The organism is Corynebacterium sp. KPL1818, from assembly GCF_000478135.1.
GTDB lineage: Bacteria > Actinomycetota > Actinomycetes > Mycobacteriales > Mycobacteriaceae > Corynebacterium > Corynebacterium accolens.
Window position 1 is genome coordinate 909,631 of the sequence record NZ_KI515758.1, and the last position, 20,214, is coordinate 929,844.

General features: G+C 58.4%; 19 protein-coding genes and 1 riboswitch. Of the genes, 9 read left to right on the plus strand and 10 right to left on the minus strand.

Annotated features, from left to right (window positions below; translation table 11 throughout):
• Positions 1–296 precede the first annotated feature (296 nt).
• A riboswitch (TPP riboswitch) is annotated at positions 297–453 on the plus strand.
• The 8 genes from HMPREF1261_RS04250 to tuf all read left to right on the plus strand — a co-directional run bounded on the left by HMPREF1261_RS04250 (position 443) and on the right by tuf (position 8,976).
• Positions 443–1,057 carry an ECF transporter S component gene (locus HMPREF1261_RS04250; RefSeq protein ID WP_005276874.1) on the plus strand — a complete coding sequence of 205 codons (615 nt, stop codon included), beginning with the start codon at positions 443–445 and terminating at the stop codon, positions 1,055–1,057. It overlaps the preceding riboswitch by 11 nt.
• Before the next feature lie 13 nt (positions 1,058–1,070).
• Complete coding sequence (locus HMPREF1261_RS04255; RefSeq protein WP_023030099.1) at positions 1,071–2,498, plus strand: ABC transporter ATP-binding protein; 1,428 nt, start codon at positions 1,071–1,073, stop codon at positions 2,496–2,498.
• The gene (locus tag HMPREF1261_RS04260; protein WP_023030100.1) at positions 2,491–3,261 is read left to right on the plus strand and encodes an energy-coupling factor transporter transmembrane protein EcfT; all 771 of its coding nucleotides are present in this window, start codon (positions 2,491–2,493) and stop codon (positions 3,259–3,261) included. The genes HMPREF1261_RS04255 and HMPREF1261_RS04260 overlap by 8 nt, the downstream gene beginning before the upstream one ends.
• 26 nt (positions 3,262–3,287) lie before the next feature.
• Positions 3,288–3,839: a hypothetical protein gene (locus tag HMPREF1261_RS04265; protein ID WP_005281192.1), complete on the plus strand. Its 552-nt coding sequence runs from the start codon at positions 3,288–3,290 to the stop codon at positions 3,837–3,839.
• A 262-nt stretch (positions 3,840–4,101) separates the two neighbouring features.
• The gene (rpsL, locus tag HMPREF1261_RS04270) at positions 4,102–4,473 is read left to right on the plus strand and encodes a 30S ribosomal protein S12 (protein WP_005276879.1); all 372 of its coding nucleotides are present in this window, start codon (positions 4,102–4,104) and stop codon (positions 4,471–4,473) included.
• Between the two features lie 6 nt (positions 4,474–4,479).
• Complete coding sequence (gene rpsG / locus HMPREF1261_RS04275; RefSeq protein WP_005276881.1) at positions 4,480–4,947, plus strand: 30S ribosomal protein S7; 468 nt, start codon at positions 4,480–4,482, stop codon at positions 4,945–4,947.
• 318 nt (positions 4,948–5,265) lie between these two features.
• Positions 5,266–7,395: an elongation factor G gene (gene fusA, locus HMPREF1261_RS04280; RefSeq protein ID WP_023016729.1), complete on the plus strand. Its 2,130-nt coding sequence runs from the start codon at positions 5,266–5,268 to the stop codon at positions 7,393–7,395.
• A gap of 390 nt (positions 7,396–7,785) precedes the next feature.
• Positions 7,786–8,976, plus strand: coding sequence for an elongation factor Tu (gene tuf / locus HMPREF1261_RS04285; RefSeq protein ID WP_005276884.1), 1,191 nt, complete (start codon positions 7,786–7,788; stop codon positions 8,974–8,976).
• 541 nt (positions 8,977–9,517) lie between these two features.
• On the opposite strand, the gene HMPREF1261_RS04290 is transcribed toward tuf, so the two are convergent.
• The 4 genes from HMPREF1261_RS04290 to HMPREF1261_RS04305 all read right to left on the minus strand — a co-directional run bounded on the left by HMPREF1261_RS04290 (position 9,518) and on the right by HMPREF1261_RS04305 (position 15,220).
• Complete coding sequence (locus HMPREF1261_RS04290) at positions 9,518–11,215, minus strand: ABC transporter family substrate-binding protein (protein ID WP_023030101.1); 1,698 nt, start codon at positions 11,213–11,215, stop codon at positions 9,518–9,520.
• 148 nt (positions 11,216–11,363) lie between these two features.
• Positions 11,364–13,247 (minus strand): ABC transporter ATP-binding protein, encoded by a 1,884-nt coding sequence (locus tag HMPREF1261_RS04295; protein WP_023030102.1) that lies wholly within the window; start codon positions 13,245–13,247, stop codon positions 11,364–11,366.
• Positions 13,244–14,236, minus strand: a complete 993-nt coding sequence (locus HMPREF1261_RS04300; RefSeq protein ID WP_023030103.1) for an ABC transporter permease — start codon at positions 14,234–14,236, stop codon at positions 13,244–13,246. The genes HMPREF1261_RS04295 and HMPREF1261_RS04300 overlap by 4 nt, the downstream gene beginning before the upstream one ends.
• The gene (locus tag HMPREF1261_RS04305; protein ID WP_023030104.1) at positions 14,237–15,220 is read right to left on the minus strand and encodes an ABC transporter permease; all 984 of its coding nucleotides are present in this window, start codon (positions 15,218–15,220) and stop codon (positions 14,237–14,239) included.
• Positions 15,221–15,567: 347 nt separating this feature from the next.
• Here HMPREF1261_RS04305 and HMPREF1261_RS04310 point away from each other — a divergent pair, with 347 nt between their 5' ends.
• Positions 15,568–16,266 (plus strand): hypothetical protein, encoded by a 699-nt coding sequence (locus tag HMPREF1261_RS04310; RefSeq protein WP_023030105.1) that lies wholly within the window; start codon positions 15,568–15,570, stop codon positions 16,264–16,266.
• Here HMPREF1261_RS04310 and amaP read toward each other — a convergent pair.
• Genes amaP through HMPREF1261_RS04340 form a run of 6 tightly spaced genes read right to left on the minus strand, consistent with a single transcriptional unit; the run spans position 16,255 to position 19,574 of the window.
• Complete coding sequence (amaP, locus tag HMPREF1261_RS04315) at positions 16,255–16,830, minus strand: alkaline shock response membrane anchor protein AmaP (RefSeq protein ID WP_023030106.1); 576 nt, start codon at positions 16,828–16,830, stop codon at positions 16,255–16,257. The two genes, HMPREF1261_RS04310 and amaP, sit on opposite strands and share 12 nt — an antisense overlap.
• A complete protein-coding gene (locus HMPREF1261_RS04320; RefSeq protein WP_023028279.1) occupies positions 16,823–17,389 on the minus strand; it encodes a DUF6286 domain-containing protein in 567 nt (188 codons plus the stop codon). The genes amaP and HMPREF1261_RS04320 overlap by 8 nt, the downstream gene beginning before the upstream one ends.
• The gene (locus HMPREF1261_RS04325; protein WP_023030107.1) at positions 17,382–18,545 is read right to left on the minus strand and encodes an Asp23/Gls24 family envelope stress response protein; all 1,164 of its coding nucleotides are present in this window, start codon (positions 18,543–18,545) and stop codon (positions 17,382–17,384) included. The genes HMPREF1261_RS04320 and HMPREF1261_RS04325 overlap by 8 nt, the downstream gene beginning before the upstream one ends.
• The gene (locus HMPREF1261_RS04330) at positions 18,545–18,739 is read right to left on the minus strand and encodes a hypothetical protein (RefSeq protein ID WP_005276895.1); all 195 of its coding nucleotides are present in this window, start codon (positions 18,737–18,739) and stop codon (positions 18,545–18,547) included. Before HMPREF1261_RS04330 ends, HMPREF1261_RS04325 begins: the two co-directional genes overlap by 1 nt.
• 2 nt (positions 18,740–18,741) lie before the next feature.
• Positions 18,742–19,089, minus strand: a complete 348-nt coding sequence (locus HMPREF1261_RS04335) for a hypothetical protein (protein ID WP_005276897.1) — start codon at positions 19,087–19,089, stop codon at positions 18,742–18,744.
• Positions 19,090–19,094: 5 nt separating this feature from the next.
• Positions 19,095–19,574: an Asp23/Gls24 family envelope stress response protein gene (locus HMPREF1261_RS04340; RefSeq protein WP_005276899.1), complete on the minus strand. Its 480-nt coding sequence runs from the start codon at positions 19,572–19,574 to the stop codon at positions 19,095–19,097.
• Positions 19,575–20,214 lie beyond the last annotated feature (640 nt).

Sequence of the window (20,214 nt, forward strand, 5' to 3'; positions counted from 1 at the left end):
ATCTTGTCATAGTGTGCTTTTTGGTCTATTCTCGGAATGGAGAGAGTGATATAGCCACCTAGGATCTTAATTCACTCCAGTAGGAAGGGCCACGTTCGAACACCGGTTACAAACCGAAGCATCGGACGGGGCCCTTTCGTTTTGAGAGCGTCTGATGGATTGTGTATAGGTTTCCCGTGACTGGGAGCCCAATTCGGCCGCCGAATTGGTTGTGAGGACCCGTATGCGTGCCTGCTAGTATGAGTAAAGCCTGTGGCCCAGATTAGTAAAAATGTGGGCCTTGGACTACTTGATTTAAACCATTACACGGGAGCTTTAAGAATCTGTGGGTCCGTGGGGCGCACAGGCCGCACAGGCACAGAAATGAAGGCTGAGATACTGCGATATGACGCGGTGAACCGTTGAACCTGATCCGGGTAATTCCGGCGAGAGGGAGGAAATAATGACTACTAATGCAGCTGCGTCCGCAGCACCAAAGCGCAACCTGAATTGGCGCGTGGTGGATATTGTGGTGGCATCCGTCTTGGGTGTTGCCTGTGGTTTCGTATTCTTGGGCTGGAATGCCGTGGGCTATGCCTGGTATGAGGCCATGGATGCGCTCACGCCAGGCCTGGGTGGCCTGGCCACCGGCATCTGGCTGTTGGGCGGCATCCTGGGTGGCTTGGTCATCCGTAAGCCGGGTGCGGCGGTGTACGTGGAGGTCCTTGCCGCCACGGTGTCGGCCGTCTTGGGTTCGCAGTGGGGCATTAGCACCCTGTACTCGGGCCTGGCACAGGGCATTGGCGTGGAGATCATCTTCGCCATCTTCATGTACCGCCAGTTCAACCTTGGCGTGACCATCCTGGCCGGTATGGCAGCAGGCTGGGGCGCCTTTGTTCTAGAGCTGTTTACTTCCGGTAACCTCGCCAAGTCCTTCGAGTTCAATATGATTTACTTGGTCACCCTGACCATCTCCGGTGCCATCTTGGCCGGCGCCCTGGGCTTCTACCTGGTGAAGGCATTGGCTAAGACCGGTGCCCTTGACCGCTTTGCGGTAGGCCGCGAACAGCGCGCTTAGGGCCCAGACTGCTGTGACTGATTTTTCACGCTTAGCAGGAAACGCCACAAAAATCGCGGCCCGCGGCTACGGCTGGACCCACGCTGGGCGTTCCCAACCGGCGCTGCAGGACATAGACCTTGTCATCGAACCCGGTGAGAAGGTCTTGCTGTGCGGGGATTCCGGCTCTGGAAAGTCCACGCTATTGGCGGCAATGGCCGGTGTCTTGGGTTCCGATGAGGAAGGCACGCGCACCGGCGAGATCACCTTGGAGGATTCTGCCGGCACGGTCGAAGAACCGGGCCGGACCATCCCGGTGGGGTTGGTTCTGCAGGATCCGGATTCGCAGGTTATCTCCGCGCGCGTGGGCGATGATATCGCCTTTGGCTGCGAGAACCTGGCATATCCGCGCGAGGAGATCTGGCGCAGGGTGCGCCAAGCCCAAGAGTTGGTTGGCCCCTATGCGGATCTGGATTTTCCCACCGAGCACCTTTCCGGCGGGCAGAAGCAACGCCTGGCGCTCGCCGGGGTCATCGCCATGGGCGCGGGCGTGGTCCTATTGGACGAGCCCACCGCCAACCTGGATCCGGAAGGCGCGCGGGACGTGGTGCGGGCCGTCGGCAAGCTGGTAGAGCACACCGGTGCCACGTTGGTGGTGGTCGAGCACCAGCATGCGGCGTGGGAAAGCGTGCTGGACCGCGCGGTAGAGCTGAAGGATGGGCGCATTATTTCCGATGGTCCCTTTGCTGACGCTGCCCGCAAGCGCCAAGTCACCGGTCTTCCGCAGGCAAGGTCGCTAGAAAGCGATGCGCTCGATGAGTCCAACGCCGCGCTGTGGAGCAAGGATTTGGTAACCCGCTATGGTCCGCCGCGATCCATCTCCCTGCCGGCGGGGGCCTCGACCGTCATTACCGGCCGCAATGGCGTGGGAAAATCCACGTGGCTGATGACTATGGCGGGGCTACTTCCGGCCGAGGCCGGGGAAATCGGGGTCGCTGACTTCGTCCGCCGCGGCGTCAAGGGCCCGCCTTCCCGGTGGAAATCCCGCGAATTGGCTGACCGCATTGGTTTCGTCTTCCAAAATCCAGAACACCAATTTGTCGCCCGCAGCGTGGAAGAGGAATTGCGGGTCGCGCCCAAGGTCATGCGCGTCGATCCCCCAGAGGAACGCATTTCGCAGCTGGTGGAATCGCTGCGCTTGGGGCACTTGCTCAAGGCCAATCCGTTTACGCTATCCGGCGGCGAAAAGCGCCGGCTTTCTGTAGCAACGGCGCTGGTTACCGCCCCGGAGGTGCTGCTCTTGGACGAGCCAACCTTTGGCCAGGATCCCGGCACCTTTGTGGAGTTGGTGGGGCTGTTGCGCCAATTGGCCGATGACGGCACCACCATCGCCTCCATTACCCATGACCCGCTCTTTATAGAGGCCTTGGGCGATCACCAGGTGGAGGTGCGCGGTGCCTAATCTCTTACGCAACGTTAACCCGTTAACCCGCATCTTCCTGATGTTCGTCTGGGTCACACCGCTGCTTGCCTCCATCGACTGGGTATCGGCGGCGCTATCGCTGAGCCTGACGCTCATCCTGGCGCCGCTGTGCGGCGTGTCCTGGCTGCGGTTGTGGAAGGCCGGCTGGTTCTTATTCCTCATCGCCCCGCTTTCGGGCATTTCCATGCTGCTGTATGGCGCGCCCGGGGGAGAGGAGTACTTCAGCTGGTGGCTGATTACGGTGACGGAAAATTCGCTCACCCTGGCCATCGCGATCACGCTGCGTGTGCTGGCGGTCGCGCTACCCACGGTGGTGCTCGCGCGCGATATCGATCCCACCGAGCTTGGCGATGCCCTCTCGCAGATCCTCCGCCTTCCCTCCCGCTTCGTCATTGGTGCTGTGGCCGGCGTGCGCATGATGACGCTGCTGAAATCCGATTGGCAATCGCTCGGCATGGCGCGCAGGGCCCGCGGGCTTACGGATGAAGGTCGATTCAAGCACTTGCTTACGATGTCCTTTGGCCTATTGGTCATTGCCCTGCGCCGCGGCGGCAAGCTCGCGACGGCAATGGAAGCGCGCGGTTTCGGGCGCACCCCACCCGGAGGAGGGGAGCGGAGCTGGGCCCGAGAATCCAGGTTGCACGCCCGTGATGGGTGGGTGATGGCCTGCGGCCTCGCCCTTGCTTGTGTACCGGTGGTAACTTCGGTACTTACTGGGGCCTGGAGATTCTTTGGCCTTTAATCCGCGAAAGCAGTGATTCAAGCACTATGGACATTGATGCCGAACAAGAGCGCCTCTTGGAGGACATCGTTAAGCTAGCAGCCTCGCGCAAGCGTGCATTTAAACCCATCACGGTGCTTATCGATGGCCCCTCTGGCTCCGGCAAAACCTGGACCTCCGCAGCCTTGGCAGATCGCACCAATTGGCGCGTGGTTCACCTCGATGAATTCTATCCCGGCTGGCATGGCCTGGAAAAGGGCTCCGAGATGGTGGGCGAGCAGGTCTTGCGCACCATGAACCCCGGCTATTGGCGCTGGGACTGGGAAGCCAGTTGCCCCGGCGATTGGGCAAGCCTTGATGTGCGCGATGACCTCATTATTGAAGGCGTCGGCTCCGTGACCGCGGATAATATCGCGGCGGCGAAAAAGCGCGGCGCGGTAGTAACCGTGCGCATCGATGGCCCCCGCGAGCAGCGCTATGAGCGCGCGATTGCGCGCGAGCCGGCCTATGAGAAATGGTTTAGCACCTGGGAAGAGCAGGAGAAATCCTACTTTTCTGATAAGGCCGCAGAGCCGGACCTGACGTGGGAGTGGGAGTAGCCCCTCCGCGCCGCCGGCGGGATGGACTACCTGTTTTGTGTTCATAGCGCTGGCTTTGCTAATCTTAGCTCTAGTTCACTATGTACTGCGCCCCTGTGCGAATATGGCGCGCAAAGAACATGGTGAAAAGTCTGATCCTTAACAAGGCGCCCGCCTTGGGAAGAGTTCTGGACATGCGGAAGCGCCCCGGGAAAGAGCGCCTATTTTTGCATGTTTGGTTCCCTTCTTAAGAAGTGGTGCAATTCGACAGAAAGACTGTTTAATGCCAACTATTCAACAGCTGGTCCGCAAGGGCCGCCAGACCAAGCGCAAAGAGGTCTCTACCGCTGCGCTGAAGGGTTCCCCGCAGCGTCGTGGCGTGTGCACCCGCGTGTACACCACCACCCCGAAGAAGCCGAACTCCGCTCTTCGTAAGGTTGCTCGTGTGCGCCTTACCAGCGGCATCGAGGTTTCGGCCTACATCCCAGGTGAGGGCCACAACCTGCAGGAGCACTCCATGGTCCTCGTTCGCGGCGGCCGTGTGAAGGACCTTCCAGGTGTTCGTTACAAGATCATCCGTGGCTCCCTGGATGCCCAGGGCGTCAAGGACCGTAAGCAGGCTCGTTCCCGTTACGGCGCAAAGAAGGGACAGTAATAAACAATGCGTAAGAATGCTGCTCCGAAGCGTCCTGTAGTAAAGGACCCGGTATACAACTCCGAGCAGGTAAGCATGCTCGTCAACAAGATCCTCCAGGATGGCAAGAAGTCCACCGCAGAGCGCATCGTCTACGGCGCGCTTGAGGCTTGCCGCGAGAAGACCGGCACTGACCCGGTTGGCACCCTGGAAAAGGCGCTGGGCAACATCCGCCCGGACCTCGAGGTTCGCTCCCGCCGCGTGGGTGGCGCTACCTACCAGGTGCCGGTTGAGGTCCGTCCGGACCGCGCCAACACCTTGGCACTGCGCTGGATGGTGACCTTCACCCGTCAGCGTCGCGAAAACTCCATGATCGAGCGTCTCGCCAACGAGATCCTGGATGCCTCCAACGGCCTCGGTGCTTCCGTCAAGCGTCGTGAGGATACCCACAAGATGGCTGAGGCTAACCGCGCCTTCGCTCACTACCGCTGGTAATTTTTCAGCACCTTCATCAATGGCCTAAGCAACGAGAAACGAGTTTCGCGCTGATTTCCGGGTTCCCGGCGGCGACACAAAACTTCATATCTCTTGCTTGGGCCATTTTGGTGGCACAGGGTGTGATTTAGTCCAGCACAGCTGGGCTAGTCCAGCGCATTCGCTTTGTGTCCAGTACACTGAAGCGATGGAAGTCTAGGAGCCGCTGGGCACCTAGCACGGCCACACAATGGCAAACTTTTCAAGAACTTATCCATGCAGGCGTCTTAGCCAGGTTTCTGGTCACGGCGTCGACGACTATTAAGTTGGGGTATAAACGTGGCACAAGAAGTGCTCAAGGATCTGAACAAGGTCCGCAACATTGGCATCATGGCCCACATCGATGCTGGTAAGACGACCACCACCGAGCGTATTCTCTTCTACACCGGTATCAACCGTAAGGTGGGCGAGACCCACGACGGTGCATCCACCACTGACTGGATGGCACAGGAAAAGGAACGCGGCATCACCATTACCTCGGCTGCCGTGACCTGTTTCTGGAACAACAACCAGATCAACATCATTGACACCCCGGGTCACGTTGACTTCACCGTTGAGGTTGAGCGCTCCCTGCGTGTCCTCGATGGCGCCGTCGCCGTCTTCGACGGTAAGGAAGGCGTGGAGCCACAGTCCGAGCAGGTGTGGCGCCAAGCCGCTAAGTACGACGTTCCGCGTATCTGCTTCGTCAACAAGATGGACAAGCTGGGCGCAGACTTCTACTACACTGTTGACACCATCGTTGAGCGCCTGGGCGCTAAGCCGCTCGTTATGCAGCTGCCTATCGGCGCGGAGGATGACTTCGACGGCGTTGTTGACCTGCTGAACATGCAGGCCATCACCTGGCGCGGCAAGGTCGAGACCGGTGCAGAGCCAACCTACGAGGAGATCCCTGAGGACCTCAAGGAAAAGGCTGAGCAGTACCGCGAGCAGCTGGTTGAGGCCGTTGCAGAGTCCGATGAAGAACTCATGGAGAAGTACTTCGGCGGCGAAGAGCTCTCCATCGATGAGCTGAAGGCCGGCATCCGCAAGCTGACTATCAACTCTGAGATTTACCCGGTCTACTGCGGTACCGCTTACCGCAACAAGGGTGTCCAGCCGCTGCTGGATGCTGTTGTGGACTTCCTGCCTAACCCGCTCGACGTGGGCGAGGTTATCGGCCACGCTGTGGGCGATGAGGACCAGCAGCTTACCCGTAAGCCTTCCGTTGAGTCTTCCTTCTCCGCACTGTCCTTCAAGATTGCAGCTCACCCCTTCTTTGGTCAGCTCAACTTCGTGCGTGTCTACTCCGGCCAGGTCACCCCTGGTACCGAGGTTATGAACTCCACCAAGGGCAAGAAGGAGCGCATCGGTAAGCTCTTCCAGATGCACGCCAACAAGGAGAACCCGGTGGAGCAGGCTGACGCCGGCAACATCTACGCCGTTGTTGGTCTGAAGGAAACCACCACCGGTGACACCCTGTGTGACAAGAATGACCAGATCATTCTTGAGTCCATGGACTTCCCGGACCCGGTTATCAAGGTCTCCATCGAGCCGAAGACCAAGGCCGACCAGGAGAAGCTGGGTAACGCCATCCAGAAGCTCGCTGCCGAGGACCCAACCTTCACCGTTGAGCTGGATGATGAGACTGGCCAGACCGTCATCGGCGGTATGGGCGAGCTACACCTCGACGTGCTGGTTGACCGCATGAAGCGCGAGTTCAAGGTCGAGGCAAACATCGGTAACCCGCAGGTTGCCTACCGCGAGACCATTCGCCGCAAGGTGGAGTCCATCGACTACACCCACAAGAAGCAGACTGGTGGTTCCGGTCAGTTCGCAAAGGTTATCTGCACCATCGAGCCGTACAACCCGGACCCAGAGACCTTGGAAGAGGGCGAGTCCGCAACCTACGCTTTCGAGAACGCCGTGACCGGTGGCCGCGTGCCGAAGGAATACATCCCTTCCGTCGATGCTGGTATCCAGGACGCAATGCAGTACGGCTACCTGGCTGGCTTCCCGATGGTCAACATCAAGGCAACGCTGGAAGACGGCGCTTACCACGACGTTGACTCCTCTGAGATGGCCTTCAAGCTGGCCGGCTCCCAGGTATTCAAGGAAGCTATGGCCAAGGCAAAGCCGGTTCTGCTGGAGCCAATGATGGCCGTTGAGGTTGTTACCCCTGAGGAGTACATGGGTACCGTTAACGGTGACATCTCCTCCCGTCGTGGCCAGGTCTTCGCCATGGAAGACCGCTCTGGCGCCAAGGTCGTCAAGGCCAAGGTTCCGCTGTCTGAAATGTTCGGCTACATCGGTGACCTGCGTTCTTCCACCGCAGGCCGCGCTAACTTCACCATGGTCTTCGACTCCTACGCTGAGGTTCCTTCCTCCGTGGCTCAGGAGATCATCGAAGAGCGCACCGGCGGCGCTAACTAATAGAGACGCCCCGCCCGTTCAGCGGTGGCTAAGGGCTGGTAGTCTCTGCCAGTAGATGCCAGCCTCACCGCTAAATGTGGCAACTGGGCCAGGGTAGCGGCGGGCTGAGTTTGCAGCTAAAACCATTGGTTGTGAATTGAGCCGGCCGTTACCCTCCCAGGATCCTTTATTTGAGACTCTTGTTGAGGGAAATGGCCGCGAAGATTCGCGGGGTTACCTCCTATAATGGCGGTTTGAAAAAACCGCGGGATAAATCTAGGATCGTGTAACTGGCACGTAAAGAAAGCGTCATTAGCGCTTTGTCCCAGATATTGGGTCAGGTGCCAATGACAACTGTCAACCACGTGGCTGCGAAGGTCGTAGCCACCATATAGTCCAGGAGGACATACAGTGGCAAAGGAGAAGTTCGAGCGTACGAAGCCGCATGTGAACATCGGCACCATCGGACACGTCGACCACGGCAAGACCACCACCACCGCAGCGATCACCAAGGTTCTGGCTGACCAGTACCCTGAGGAGAACCAGGCATTCGCGTTCGACATGATCGACAAGGCTCCTGAGGAGAAGGAGCGCGGTATTACCATTAACATCTCCCACGTGGAGTACTCCACCCCGAAGCGTCACTACGCACACGTTGACGCCCCGGGCCACGCCGACTACATCAAGAACATGATTACCGGCGCAGCTCAGATGGACGGCGCTATCCTGGTTGTTGCTGCAACCGATGGCCCGATGCCGCAGACCCGCGAGCACGTTCTGCTTGCTCGCCAGGTTGGCGTTCCTTACATCCTCGTTGCACTGAACAAGTGCGACATGGTTGATGATGAGGAAATCATCGAGCTCGTGGAGATGGAGATCTCCGAGCTGCTCGCAGAGCAGGACTACGATGAGGAAGCTCCTATCGTTCACATCTCCGCTCTGAAGGCACTCGAGGGTGACGAGAAGTGGGTACAGTCCATCGTTGACCTGATGGATGCCTGCGACAACTCCATCCCTGATCCGGAGCGCGCTACCGATCAGCCGTTCTTGATGCCTATCGAGGACATCTTCACCATTACCGGCCGCGGTACCGTTGTTACCGGCCGTGTTGAGCGTGGTCGTCTGAACGTCAACGAGGACGTTGAGATCATCGGTATCCAGGAGAAGTCCCAGAACACCACCGTTACCGGTATCGAGATGTTCCGCAAGATGATGGACTACACCGAGGCTGGCGACAACTGTGGTCTGCTTCTGCGTGGTACCAAGCGTGAGGACGTTGAGCGTGGCCAGGTTGTTATCAAGCCGGGCGCTTACACCCCTCACACCAAGTTCGAGGGTTCCGTCTACGTCCTGAAGAAGGAAGAGGGCGGCCGCCACACCCCGTTCATGAACAACTACCGTCCTCAGTTCTACTTCCGCACCACCGACGTTACCGGTGTTGTGAACCTGCCTGAGGGCACCGAGATGGTTATGCCTGGCGACAACGTTGAGATGTCTGTTGAGCTCATCCAGCCTGTTGCTATGGACGAGGGTCTGCGCTTCGCTATCCGCGAGGGCTCCCGCACCGTCGGCGCTGGCCGCGTTACCAAGGTTCTCGACTAATCGAGGCTTCGTAACCGCTCAGTAGAGCTTTAAGAGTCCGCTGCACCGCATGCCGGTGTGGCGGACTTTTTTGATTCCTACACGCCTTGAATTGGAAAGGTCTTCGTCCACCGGCCGCCGGTGCATTAGCGGCTGTCTGCTGCACTCCGTGGTAACTGTAGAGCCAGCCGGAGGCATAGTATCGCTGTTGGAGGCCTGAAGGCAGCGATATGGTTATGCCAGGGTAGAGGCTATCTCAGAGGTTCCTAGGCGCTTGGGCCAACGGCTTGGCTGGCACCCTTCGGCAGGAGGCGCTTAAGGATGGTTCTAAGGGTAATCCGGGGTCGTGGGGCTCTTAAGCTGGCGTACGGACTGCGCTAACACCTAATGGTCCGGCGGCGCGATGTTGTCCCGCTCGCACGCACGGAGGAGCGAGGCTATTGCCTTTAAGTTGGGTCCTGTCTGGGGTTTGCAGGGGCCAAACACACCCAAAGACGAAGGAAGGCCTCCCACACCTGCTAGCAGGTGGTGGAAGGCCTTTACTCGTTAAGGGAGGTAGGTACTACTTCTCCCAGCCGATGTTTTCCTTAGGAATGATAGCGAATCCGAGGGCACCCATGTTGGCGATTCCCTTCTTCAAGCCAACCATCTGCGGACCGTTAGCATACGGAAGCAGTCCGTATTCTTCGAAGGCTTCGGATTCGAGTTCGTTGACCCGCTTTACCTGCTCATCGCGGGTTGGTAGCTTCTGCATCTCGTCGATCTTTTTGTCGAATTCCTCGCTACCGGTGCCGGACTTGTTGAGGGTGGAAGTGCTCCCGTAGAACTGACCGAAATAGGCGGGACCAAATGGGTCGCTAGAACCGAAGCCGGAGAGCAAGAGGTCGAAGTCGCGCTCGCTGATGATCTTGGAGAAGTCAGAGCTTGGGCGCTCCTCAATCTTCAGCTCAATGCCAGCGTCTTTCAGCATCTTTTGGACGGCGGTAGCGGTGGACTTGGAGACCTCGTCATCGCCGATAAGCACGTATCGCAGAGACAGCTTGTCGCCGTCCTTGGCGTAGTAGCCGTCATCGCCCTCAGAGTAGCCGGCGCCTTCCAGCAGGCTCTTGGCCTCTTCAACGTCGTACTCGAGAACCTCGGAAAGGTTATCTTGGTAACCATCCTGAATCGGGAAGAGGGTCAAGGAGCCAGGCAATTCTTCTTCATAGCCAAGCCCGTTGTAGCGGATTTCAGCAAGCTGTGCGCGGTCGATGGCCGAAAAGACAGCATGGCGCACGTCCTTATCCGCAAGTTGAGGTGCCTTGGAGTTTAGGGTGAACAGGACGCTGGCCGGGCGGGTAGCTGCGCGGACATCGATGGAATCGCCCATATCTGCGGCGATAGTGAGGTTATTCTTACTTCCCACGCCGGCTACGTCAATTTCGCCGGCCTGGAAGGCATTGATGGTTGCCTGGTCCTCCATCACGCGGTAGCTGACCTTATCCAGCTTCGGCTTATCGCCCCACCATTTTTCGTTGGGGACAAAGGACGCGGTGCCGCCGCGGAAGTCGACGTTGTCAACCTTGAATGGGCCCGCGCCGTACTGTGGGTTGAGCTTGCCTAGGTATTCTTCATTGAACTTTTCGGCGGTATCGATCGCTGGGTGCAAAATGCTGTTGAATAGTCCTTGCCACCATGGGTAAGGGGTTCCGAAAGTGACCACAGCTTCTTTGTCATTCTCGCCCTTTTCCACGGATTCGATCAGCTCGTAACCGTCTGTGGAGTTGACCTGCACATCAGTGTTCTTGCCGTTGTTGAAGCGCCAGGTGTTCTCGAAAGCGGTCCAGTCAATGGGGGTGCCATCGTTGAAGGTTGCGTCATCGTTGATGTCGTAGGTCACGACGGTTTTATCGCCTTCAGTGGATTCTTCTACCGAATCCAAGTACGCGGGATTTGGGGTGTAGTGACCCTCGCCGTCATAGAGCGCCATCTGCGGGTTGTACCAGCCCCATACGGTGCGGGTATCCGTGGTCATATTGGCGTGGAAGTCATTTTGCTGTTCGGTAAGCTCGCCTAGGGAAAGGCTCAGCTCGCCGCCGTCCTTAATCTCATCGCGTTCTTTTTCGTTGTAGTCCCCAGATGGCTTGACGTCGATCTCGAGGCCACCGACAGCCTTGTTGGAGGAGTCGCCACCGCCAGAACCCGAGCAGGCGGTGAGTGCGAGTGCCGTGGCGGAAAGAGTAGCAACCGTTGCTATGCGGAAGCGACCGAACTTTTTCATTGGGGATTACTCCTTGCGTGAGATGAAGATGAAGTTGGCATAAACGGAGAGTGAAGTAACCGCAAACTCCAACTGTGTGAATAACTATACAATATTCAAATTTGTGTCCGCAATCACTTTAAGAAAAGAAGGCGGGGCTAGGGGGTAGCTAGGCCCGAGACTTTTCCCTGCGTGCGCGGGCAACCTTGGGATCCGGATTCGGGATGGCATCCAGAAGTTTCTTGGTGTAGTCGTCCTGTGGGTTATCGAAAATCTCATCCGTCGAACCGGACTCGACGAACTTGCCTTTGTACATCACCGCAACGCGGTCCGAGAGGTGGCGCACAACGGAAAGGTCGTGGGCAACGAAGAGATAGGACAGGCCCAGCTTTCGCTTCAGGTCCTCGAGCAGGTTAATGACACCCGCCTGGATGGAGACGTCCAAGGCGGAGACTGGCTCATCCAGCACGAGAACCGAAGGACGCGTGGCCAGGGCGCGGGCCAAGCCGATGCGCTGGCGCTGGCCGCCGGAGAAGTGGCTAGGGAAGCGGTCCAGCTGCGAGGAATCGAGGCCGACCAGGCCCATGAGCTCGTTCACGCGGGCATCGACATCGCCGTCATAGCCAAGCGAGTTGAGCGGTTCCGCGATGACCTCGCGCACGGTCAGGCGGGGGTTGAGCGAGCTCATCGGATCCTGGAAGACGATCTGAATGTCTTTGCGGGCCTCGCGGCGCTCTGAGCCGCTCATTCCATTGGCGTCCTTGCCGTTGAGGACTACTGCGCCATTTTCTGGGTCCAGGTCCATGATCTCCAGCAGGGTGGTGGTCTTACCGCAGCCGGACTCGCCGACGATGGCCAGGCACTCGCCTTCGCGGATATCGAAGGTAATGCCGTCGACGGCCTTGACGGTGCCCACCTTGCGCTTAATTAACGCGCCCTTGGTCAGCGGGAACTGCTTGCGCAGTTCGTTCACAGCGAGGGTAGTCTTGCGGTCCTCGCGGGGAACGTCGGCCAAGACGTCATCGGAAAGCAGCGGCGGCTTGAACATCAGCTCGCCGTCAATTTTGCGGTCGTGGATCTCCGGCGCGCGCAGGCAGGCGCTGCGGTGGGAGGTGGACTCGTCCTTGAGTGGAAGCAGGTCTGGCTCGCCGGAAAGGCAAGCCTGTTGTGCGACGGGGCAGCGCGGGGCGAATTGGCAACGGTCCTTGAGGTCCACCAAGACCGGCGGGTTGCCCTCGATGGGGGTGAGGGGCTCCGAGGCCGAGGCATCGGGGCGCGGGGTGGAACCGAGCAGGCCCACGGTATAGGGCATGCGCGGGTTAGAGAAGATGGTATCGACATCGCCGTGCTCTACCGGCTGGCCGGCGTACATGACCATGACATCATCGGCGGTTTCTGCCACCACGCCCATATCGTGGGTAATCATGATGGTCGCGGCGCCGGTCTCGCGCTGGGCTACTCGGATGACGTCCAGGATCTGGGCCTGGATGGTGACGTCCAGGGCCGTCGTCGGCTCATCGGCAATGAGCACGCGCGGGTTATTCGCAATAGCAATGGCGATGACCACGCGCTGGCGCATACCGCCGGAAAACTCGTGCGGGAAGGACTTCAGGCGCAGGTGGGGCTCGGGGATGCCCACCAGATCTAGTAGCTCGGTGGCTTGCTTGAGTGCGGCCTTCTTGCTGACGTCCTGGTGGGCTTGGATGGCCTCCACCAGCTGCGAACCAATATCGAAGACCGGGGTCAGCGCGGAGAGCGGATCCTGGAAGATCATGCCGATGCCATTTCCGCGGATGCTCGACATTTCCTTATCAGAAAGCCCGAGGAGCTCTCGGCCATCGAATTTCACGGAGCCTTCTACCTTGGCGTATTCCGGCAGCAGGCCCATGATGGACATGGAGGTCACGGACTTACCGGAGCCGGATTCGCCGACGATGCCCAGGGTGCGGCCGGGGTGCAGATCAAAGCTGACACCGCGCACCGCAGAGACGGTACCTGCTTCAGAAGGAAAGCTGACGCGTAAGTCATTGACGGACAAGATAGGCGAAGTCATAGTTTACCTCCGGAATTGGAGTTGGGATCGAGTGCGTCGCGCAGACCATCGCCAATAAATGCCATGGAGACGGTCAGCAGCGTCAAGGTAGCGGCGGGGAAGTAGAACTGCCATGGGGCGGATTGCAGGGAGGCGGTGCCGCCCTGCAGCAAGGTACCGAGGGAGACATCGGGAAGCTTCACGCCCAAGCCCAGGAAGGACAGGGCGGTCTCAGAGCCCACGGTGCCCACCACGCCGAAGACGAACTGGATGATAAGCAGCGAACCAATATTGGGAATGACGTGGCGGATGATGGTGCGCATCTTGGATACGCCCATGTAGCTTGCGGCGCGGACATAGTCCTGCTCGCGGACGGTAAGGGCCAAGGACCAAATCACACGGGCCTGGTACATCCAGCCGAAGGCGATAAGGACGACCATCAAAAGCTTCCAGTCACCGCCGGAGTCTGCCACCACGAGGGCGATGAGCAGGAAGGTCGGGATGGACAGCAGGAAGTGGATAACGGCGAGGACGGCCTTTTCCGCGATTCCGCCCCAAAGGGCTGCGGCACAGCCGATGAATGCGGAGATAACCAACGTGGCAAAGGACACCACGATGGCGATGGTTAGGGACCTGCCAAGGCCGTGGATGGTTTGGGCATAAAGGTCATTGCCGGAATCGTTGGTACCGAACCAGTGCTCGGAGCTCGGTGGCTCAGACAGGGCGAGGAAGTCCGGTTCCGTGTAGTCCCACTGGGCAAAGAAATTGCCAAAAAGGGCGGCGAAGATGAGAAAGCCCAGGATGAAAACACCGACGGTGGCTAGCTTGTTGCGGAAGAAGCGGCGGACGTACAGCTTGTACCGGGAAGTACCGCGGGGGACCTCCGGCAGCGTGGCCATGCGCTCGGCTTCCTTATTGCTTAAAGGATCCTCGGAGACGACCTCGGTACGCGTAGAAACCTCGCCACGGGGCTGTTTCTTGGACATCTTTGGTTCTTTGGGATTTGTCATTTAGCTCACCCTTACTCGTGGATCCAAGGCGACAACAACGAGGTCTGCCAGGACGGCGGACACGGCCGTCATCGCGGCACCGAATGCCGCCACGGCTACCGCGCCATTGATGTCATTCTTACTTATGGTCTGGATGAAGTACTGGCCCATACCATTCCAGCCGAAGATGCGCTCCGTCATCACGGCACCGGTGAAGATGCCGGGCACGGAGAAGGCGACGGACGTTGCCACCGGAATGATGGAGGTGCGCAGCGCGTGCTTGCGGATGGCCTGCTGGCGGGTAAGTCCCTTTGCACGTGCGGTGCGGACATAATCCGCATCGAGGTTATCGAGCAGCAGCGTGCGCTGAGTCATGTGGTAGCTGGCGTAGCTGATGATCACCAGGGAAATCGTGGGCAAGATGAGGTGCTGCGCGGAGTCCAAGAGCTTGGGGAAGAATCCCTCGACCCCCAAGGACTTAGAGCCGACGACGTAGAAAATCTTCTTGCCGGTCAAATCGTTGATCTCCAGGGCGGCCCAGACGACGGCGATGGAGGCAACAACCACGTGGGTATTCATTGCAATGATGGAAATTCCCTGCCACACGCGGTCACCGGTCTTGTACTGGCGGGAGGCGGTGTATACACCAACGGCCACACCGATGACGATGGACAGGATGGTGGCCAGCAAGAGCAGCTGTGCGGATACCCAGATGCGGTAGCTGATCTCTTCGTTAACCATCTCACCGACCGGAGATTGTCCCCAGTCCCACTTCGTGAGGATATTGGTCAGCCAAGTCCACCAGCGCTCCAGGAGCGGGGTTTCTGGGCTGAGGTTATAAGGCTCGAGGAGGTTATTGATTTCCTCATCTGAAAGTGGTGGACGGCGCTCGGTGTAGTTCGAACGCGGGTCCAAAAACGAGGCCGCCAAGAAATAAGCCAAGTTAGTGGCTAAAAAGATCATGAGTAACCAGCCCAAGATCTTTTTGATCAAATACTTTGTCATGGGGAAATTCTCCGTGCGCGGTTAAGCAGGAAACAGTGCGAATAAATATGAAGCCAACGATGGAGTCGTTGTATGTGACCAATCTAATAAGATATAAGCGAGCGCACAATTCACGTAGCCCCGTGATGTACATCGCCAATCAAACGACAGGTATTTTTTCAGTGTAGACGCTTAGGGCCTTAAAAAGAAAAATGGGATTCAGCTGCAGATTTAAAAACCTGAATTGTTCAACAGTTATAGGGAACGCTTACCTGAAAATAAGTGAAAACGGGGGTAACCAGTTAGCCAAGGCGGGGTGCTGACCCGTGGCTGTAATAGGGCGGAACCGCTCGGTAGGCTAGACCCTTATGGAAGATCCCACTCGCATTGACCCGACCTTGGCGGCGCTGCGCAAGGCATGGGAGGGCCAGCCCGATCTGAGCCTGCCGACGCTTTTTGCCTTATTGGCCAACCGGGGCATCGGCTGGGGCGTGAGCGACGCGGATTTGGTCGTCGAACTCGAGCGACAGGCCGAGGTCCACCCGCCGCTATTGCCCCTTGAGGGCGGCCGCGTGGGCATTGGTGTATGGCTCGTGCTTAGCGATGCCCCCGCCTCCCGCATCACCGCCGATTCCTCCCGCATCATCGTGCGCCGCCCGAATGCTCAGCCGGTGGTGTGGGAATACAGTGCCATTAGGCCAACAGGACCCGGCCGGCCCTTTGTGGTTACGGATACTGAGGGCTTTGAACACCGCCTTGGTATCGTCTCCAGCATCATGCGCCTGGATGAGCCGCTGCCGGAACTTAGCGGCCTGAGCCGCTACGAGTTGGGTGACTTTGTCTATGTCCTCCGCTTGGAGGACGCTATCGCTGTCCTAGACCACGGACTGCATCTCTTTCACAAGGAAAACCGGCGGGTGGTTGCCCATAATTATGCGTGGAAGAGGATAGAAAAATGCCGCCCTGGCGAGGAGTTGGAGTTACTCCTCGAGGGCGGCGATTATGCGCGCTTAGGCAAGGTGGGTGAGGTTCTTGTTGCAGAGACCCCAAACCCCTTATTCAGCTAAATCCTTCATCGGCTTGACCTTGGTGAAGTGCAGCTTATAGCTGGTATCTAGGTCAGCGTCGGGGAAAGCCTCCCGGAAGTCGCGCTCATTCGTTTCTACAGCGTTGGTCAGCCGCTCCAGCGGCGTGTCTGGGTTGGCAACCACCGTGTACTGCAGTGTTGGGCGGGCGCGGTCGTATGCAACCAAGCGCTCGACGCGGTCCACACCATCTAACGCGTCCAGATCCTTGGCCACCGCGGTGGCGATGGCGTTCATGGATGCAGAGATTGCGCCTTCTTCATTGGAAGCTGCGGATTCCACATTATTAAAGCGGCGGTGGCGCAGGTTTACGACGATGAGCCACAAACCAATGATGAGCAATAGGGCAGAGGCGCCGGCCAAGACCCAGACCCACCAACTATTGTCGCCCAAAGTCCGCCAAGTATCGTGGTCTACCCACTCCGCTAGGTACTCAGCAAATTCCACATTGAAGTTAATGAGAATTGGCCACACACCGAGCGCGATGAGGATGATTCCGAGCAGGCCGAGGAGGATTCGGTCAAAGGTAGCAAGCTTTTTAGACATGATTATCCATCTCCGGAATCTTCTCTACGGCTACGGTGACCTTGGGTGGGTGTGCAAGCACTTCCAAAGCGCGGCTAACAGCCGTTTCCACGCGCCCAGGCAATTCGGTATCTTGCTCATCGCCGTTGACGGTAACCTTCGCGCTCTTGGTATCCGCGGAAGTCTGCGCTGACGCGACTCCCGGAACGCGGCGCGCTGCAGCAGAGCTCAAGCGCGCGACATCAACCGGACGCATCCACATGGAAGCGGACTCGGAAGCGACCTGGATGTGGGTATTGCGGCGCGTCTTTACCGCAGCGATCACAAAGATGAGACCAACGACGATGGAGCCCACGCCAGCCCAGATCATCCACGTTTCTAATTGCTCGGTGGCAATAAGATTGAGGACCGGCTGGACCCACGATTGGGCATTGGCGTCTGCGCCGACAAGCCAGGTTTCGCGTACGCCCACAATACCAATGGCCAGCAGGACGAAACCTAAAATGACGGTCCACGTACGCACGGCAGGAGACGCCTTGGGCTGTTGCCCGAAATGCTCAGGCATATTCATCTCAGCCATTGTTGCCTCCTTGATCGTGGAATGGGGTGATGGAAATGGCACGCAGCGGCTCAGGCCGTGGCGCATAGACATGCAGCGGGCGCTGGCTCGTTGGGGTTACCTTGATGCGCTTGAGCGGTTCCTGGCGCGGGGCCTGAACCTTGCGCAGCGGGGCGGGCCTTGCGGTCCGCACGCGCTGCTCGCTCCGGGAATTATCGATCTCGATCTTGCGCAGTGGTCGTGGGCGAGGTGACTGCACCTTGCGCAGGGGAGTCGGCCGCGCAACGCGAACGCGCTTGTACTGTTGCGAATTGTCGATGTCGATCTTGCGCAAAGGCTGCGGACGAGGGGCAGAGACCTTTGCCTTCTTGGCGAAGGGACGTACCTGTCCGCTCGGGAGCAACCGAGCAGGGCGCGGGGCGCGAACACTGCGTACCCGCTCTGGGCGCGGTTCGACGATGCGGCGCGGTTCGTGATCTTCTGGAGCACTGATGTCTAACAGCTGGTGATCCGGAAGATCAGCGGAAATGCTGCGCACCGGCGCCTCCCGCGGCGTGTCAACAGAGCGCACCGGGGTATCGCCAGTCGGCGCCGATACTCCGCGGACGGCAACTTCCTTCCCGGAAGAAATCTCGCGGATATCCGCTTCTGGTGGAACGGCAACTGTGCGAACCACCGCCTCTTGCGGGGTATCGACGGTGCGAACCGCGGCTTCTTCTGGAGTCTCGATGCCTCGCACCTCGACCGAGTCCTGGGTGACAGGCTGGGTCACGGTAGAAGGTGTGACCTCCGGGGTGAAAGCCGAAGCAGCAGGGCGCTGCGCAACCTGTTCTGCGGTCACGCGAGTATCCGGAACCGATTCACCAACGGTGACATTAACGCGGGTGGTGGTATAGCCGGTGTGGGCAGCAATGGCCTCTGAAATGGCGGCACGCGTACTTTCCGCGACTGCGGTAACCGGCGATGGCCACACCACAGCGATGGTCGCGCTTACTGCGGCGACTTCACGCTCTGGGTCCATCTGTACCGAAACCCGTGGATAACCGCGTCCGCCAATGCCAGCAAGCTTGGCATCTAAATCCTTTGTGCCAGGCACGCTAGCAATTGCGGCGGTCACGATTCGTTCCATGGTCCGCAGCGAGAAACGCGTGTGGCCCTTAGTGGAACCTTCTGACATTAGCCTTGGCCTTTCTCCTTGCCAATGAGGCCATTCCACACAGCGCTGAGGTCGATGCGGCCATCAAAATGGGAGCCCAAGAGGCCACCGATGGCAGCAAGCAGCACGGCGAGCAGCATCCAACCCCAACCTAAGTACAAAAAGAAGGCGAGTAGCAGGCCGATAACAATGCCCAATGTGGTGTAATTTTTCATATCTAATCCTTCGAGGGAGCAGCGGATAAGCCATCTACGGCGTCAGAAAACTCAACGTCGACGCGATCTAGTTCCGTACATGCCTTGCGGGCGGTCGAGCGGATTTCTTCCGCCAGACGGTACAGATCAGGTTGCGCACTGATATCAACGCGGACGTTGATTTGCAGGTGGCGATCGTCGCGGGGATCGGGCCGGCGCATGCCGGAAACCCTTTCGCCCGGGAAGAGTAGGTTCACCGAGCCGTAGCGTCCGCCGTCAAGGCCCGCGACACCGTTGAGCTTTTGCACCGCTTCCGCAATTGCGTGAGCGTGGCTTACCTCGAGCTCAAATTGTGCTCGGGGTTCAGGCATTGTTCTTATGCCTGGCCCTGGTTCAGTGCAGCCTGCTCTTCAGACTCGGAGTCTTCCTTCGGCAGCTTGACGTTGTGAACAACAACGTCAACGCGCTCTACAGTCAGGCCGGTCATGCGCTCGACAGCGTTCATGATGTTGCGGCGGATTGCCTCAGCCAGCTCGTGGATGGCAACGCCGTACTCAGCGGTGATGGCGATCTCGATCTTTGCGGAGCCGTTTTCTACCTCTACGTCAACACCCTGGCGTACGTCCTCGGATGCACCGAAGGACTCGCGGATGGTGCCCATCATGCGAGCGCCGCCGCCACCGAGGGAGTCAACGCCGGAAACCTCGCGCGCTGCTATGCCGGCGATCTTGGAAACAACGACGTCATCAATGGTGGTGGTGCCGTACTGAGTCTCCAAGTTGTTGTTTACCTCGCGCTCTTCAGAAGCGGCAACGTTGTTCTCAGAGTGCTTTGCAGGAGTGTTGTTCTCAGACATGGTCTTTAAGGCCTTTCCTTAAATATTGACTTGCATGGTCGCAATATGAAATTGAAGGACCAAGAACCAACGGTTCAAAATCCCTCTTTGAGCGTACCTACCGCCTAACCGGACGTGGGGTCTGTGACAACAATATTTACCAAAACGTGATTATTGGCACTATTGCCGGGGTGGTTTGAAAAACACCAGCCCATCGTGCTTAAATACTTAGGTTGCTTTAACAGGGCAGCGCGAACCGGTAACAGACCGTCTTTAACACGGTGCATATCGGGGAGACGCTGAGCTGGTAAAGCGAACATGACACCTTCGTTGTCACCGTGGATCAGGGCTTTCCTGAAACACAGACTGGAAGGTCATCCGATCGGGCTAGGTCCGCGCTAGAGCAGAGACACCCCGAGACGATGGACCGGAGAAGGGGCATGGCAAATAAACAGCGGCAGTTAGCGAATAGGACACTTACCACGTGTAATGCGTGAAAACCGTCCTCTTCACAATACTTTGACTACGGGTCTTGTACCCCGTCAGGAGCACTGCAGACTGGCATTTGCCATGTGCTGTATCTCTTGGTTGTCATGACAGTCAGACCACTGGCGTTGTGTCAGGCCCCAGGCCCGGACAACGTTATAGAGAAATCGAGAAG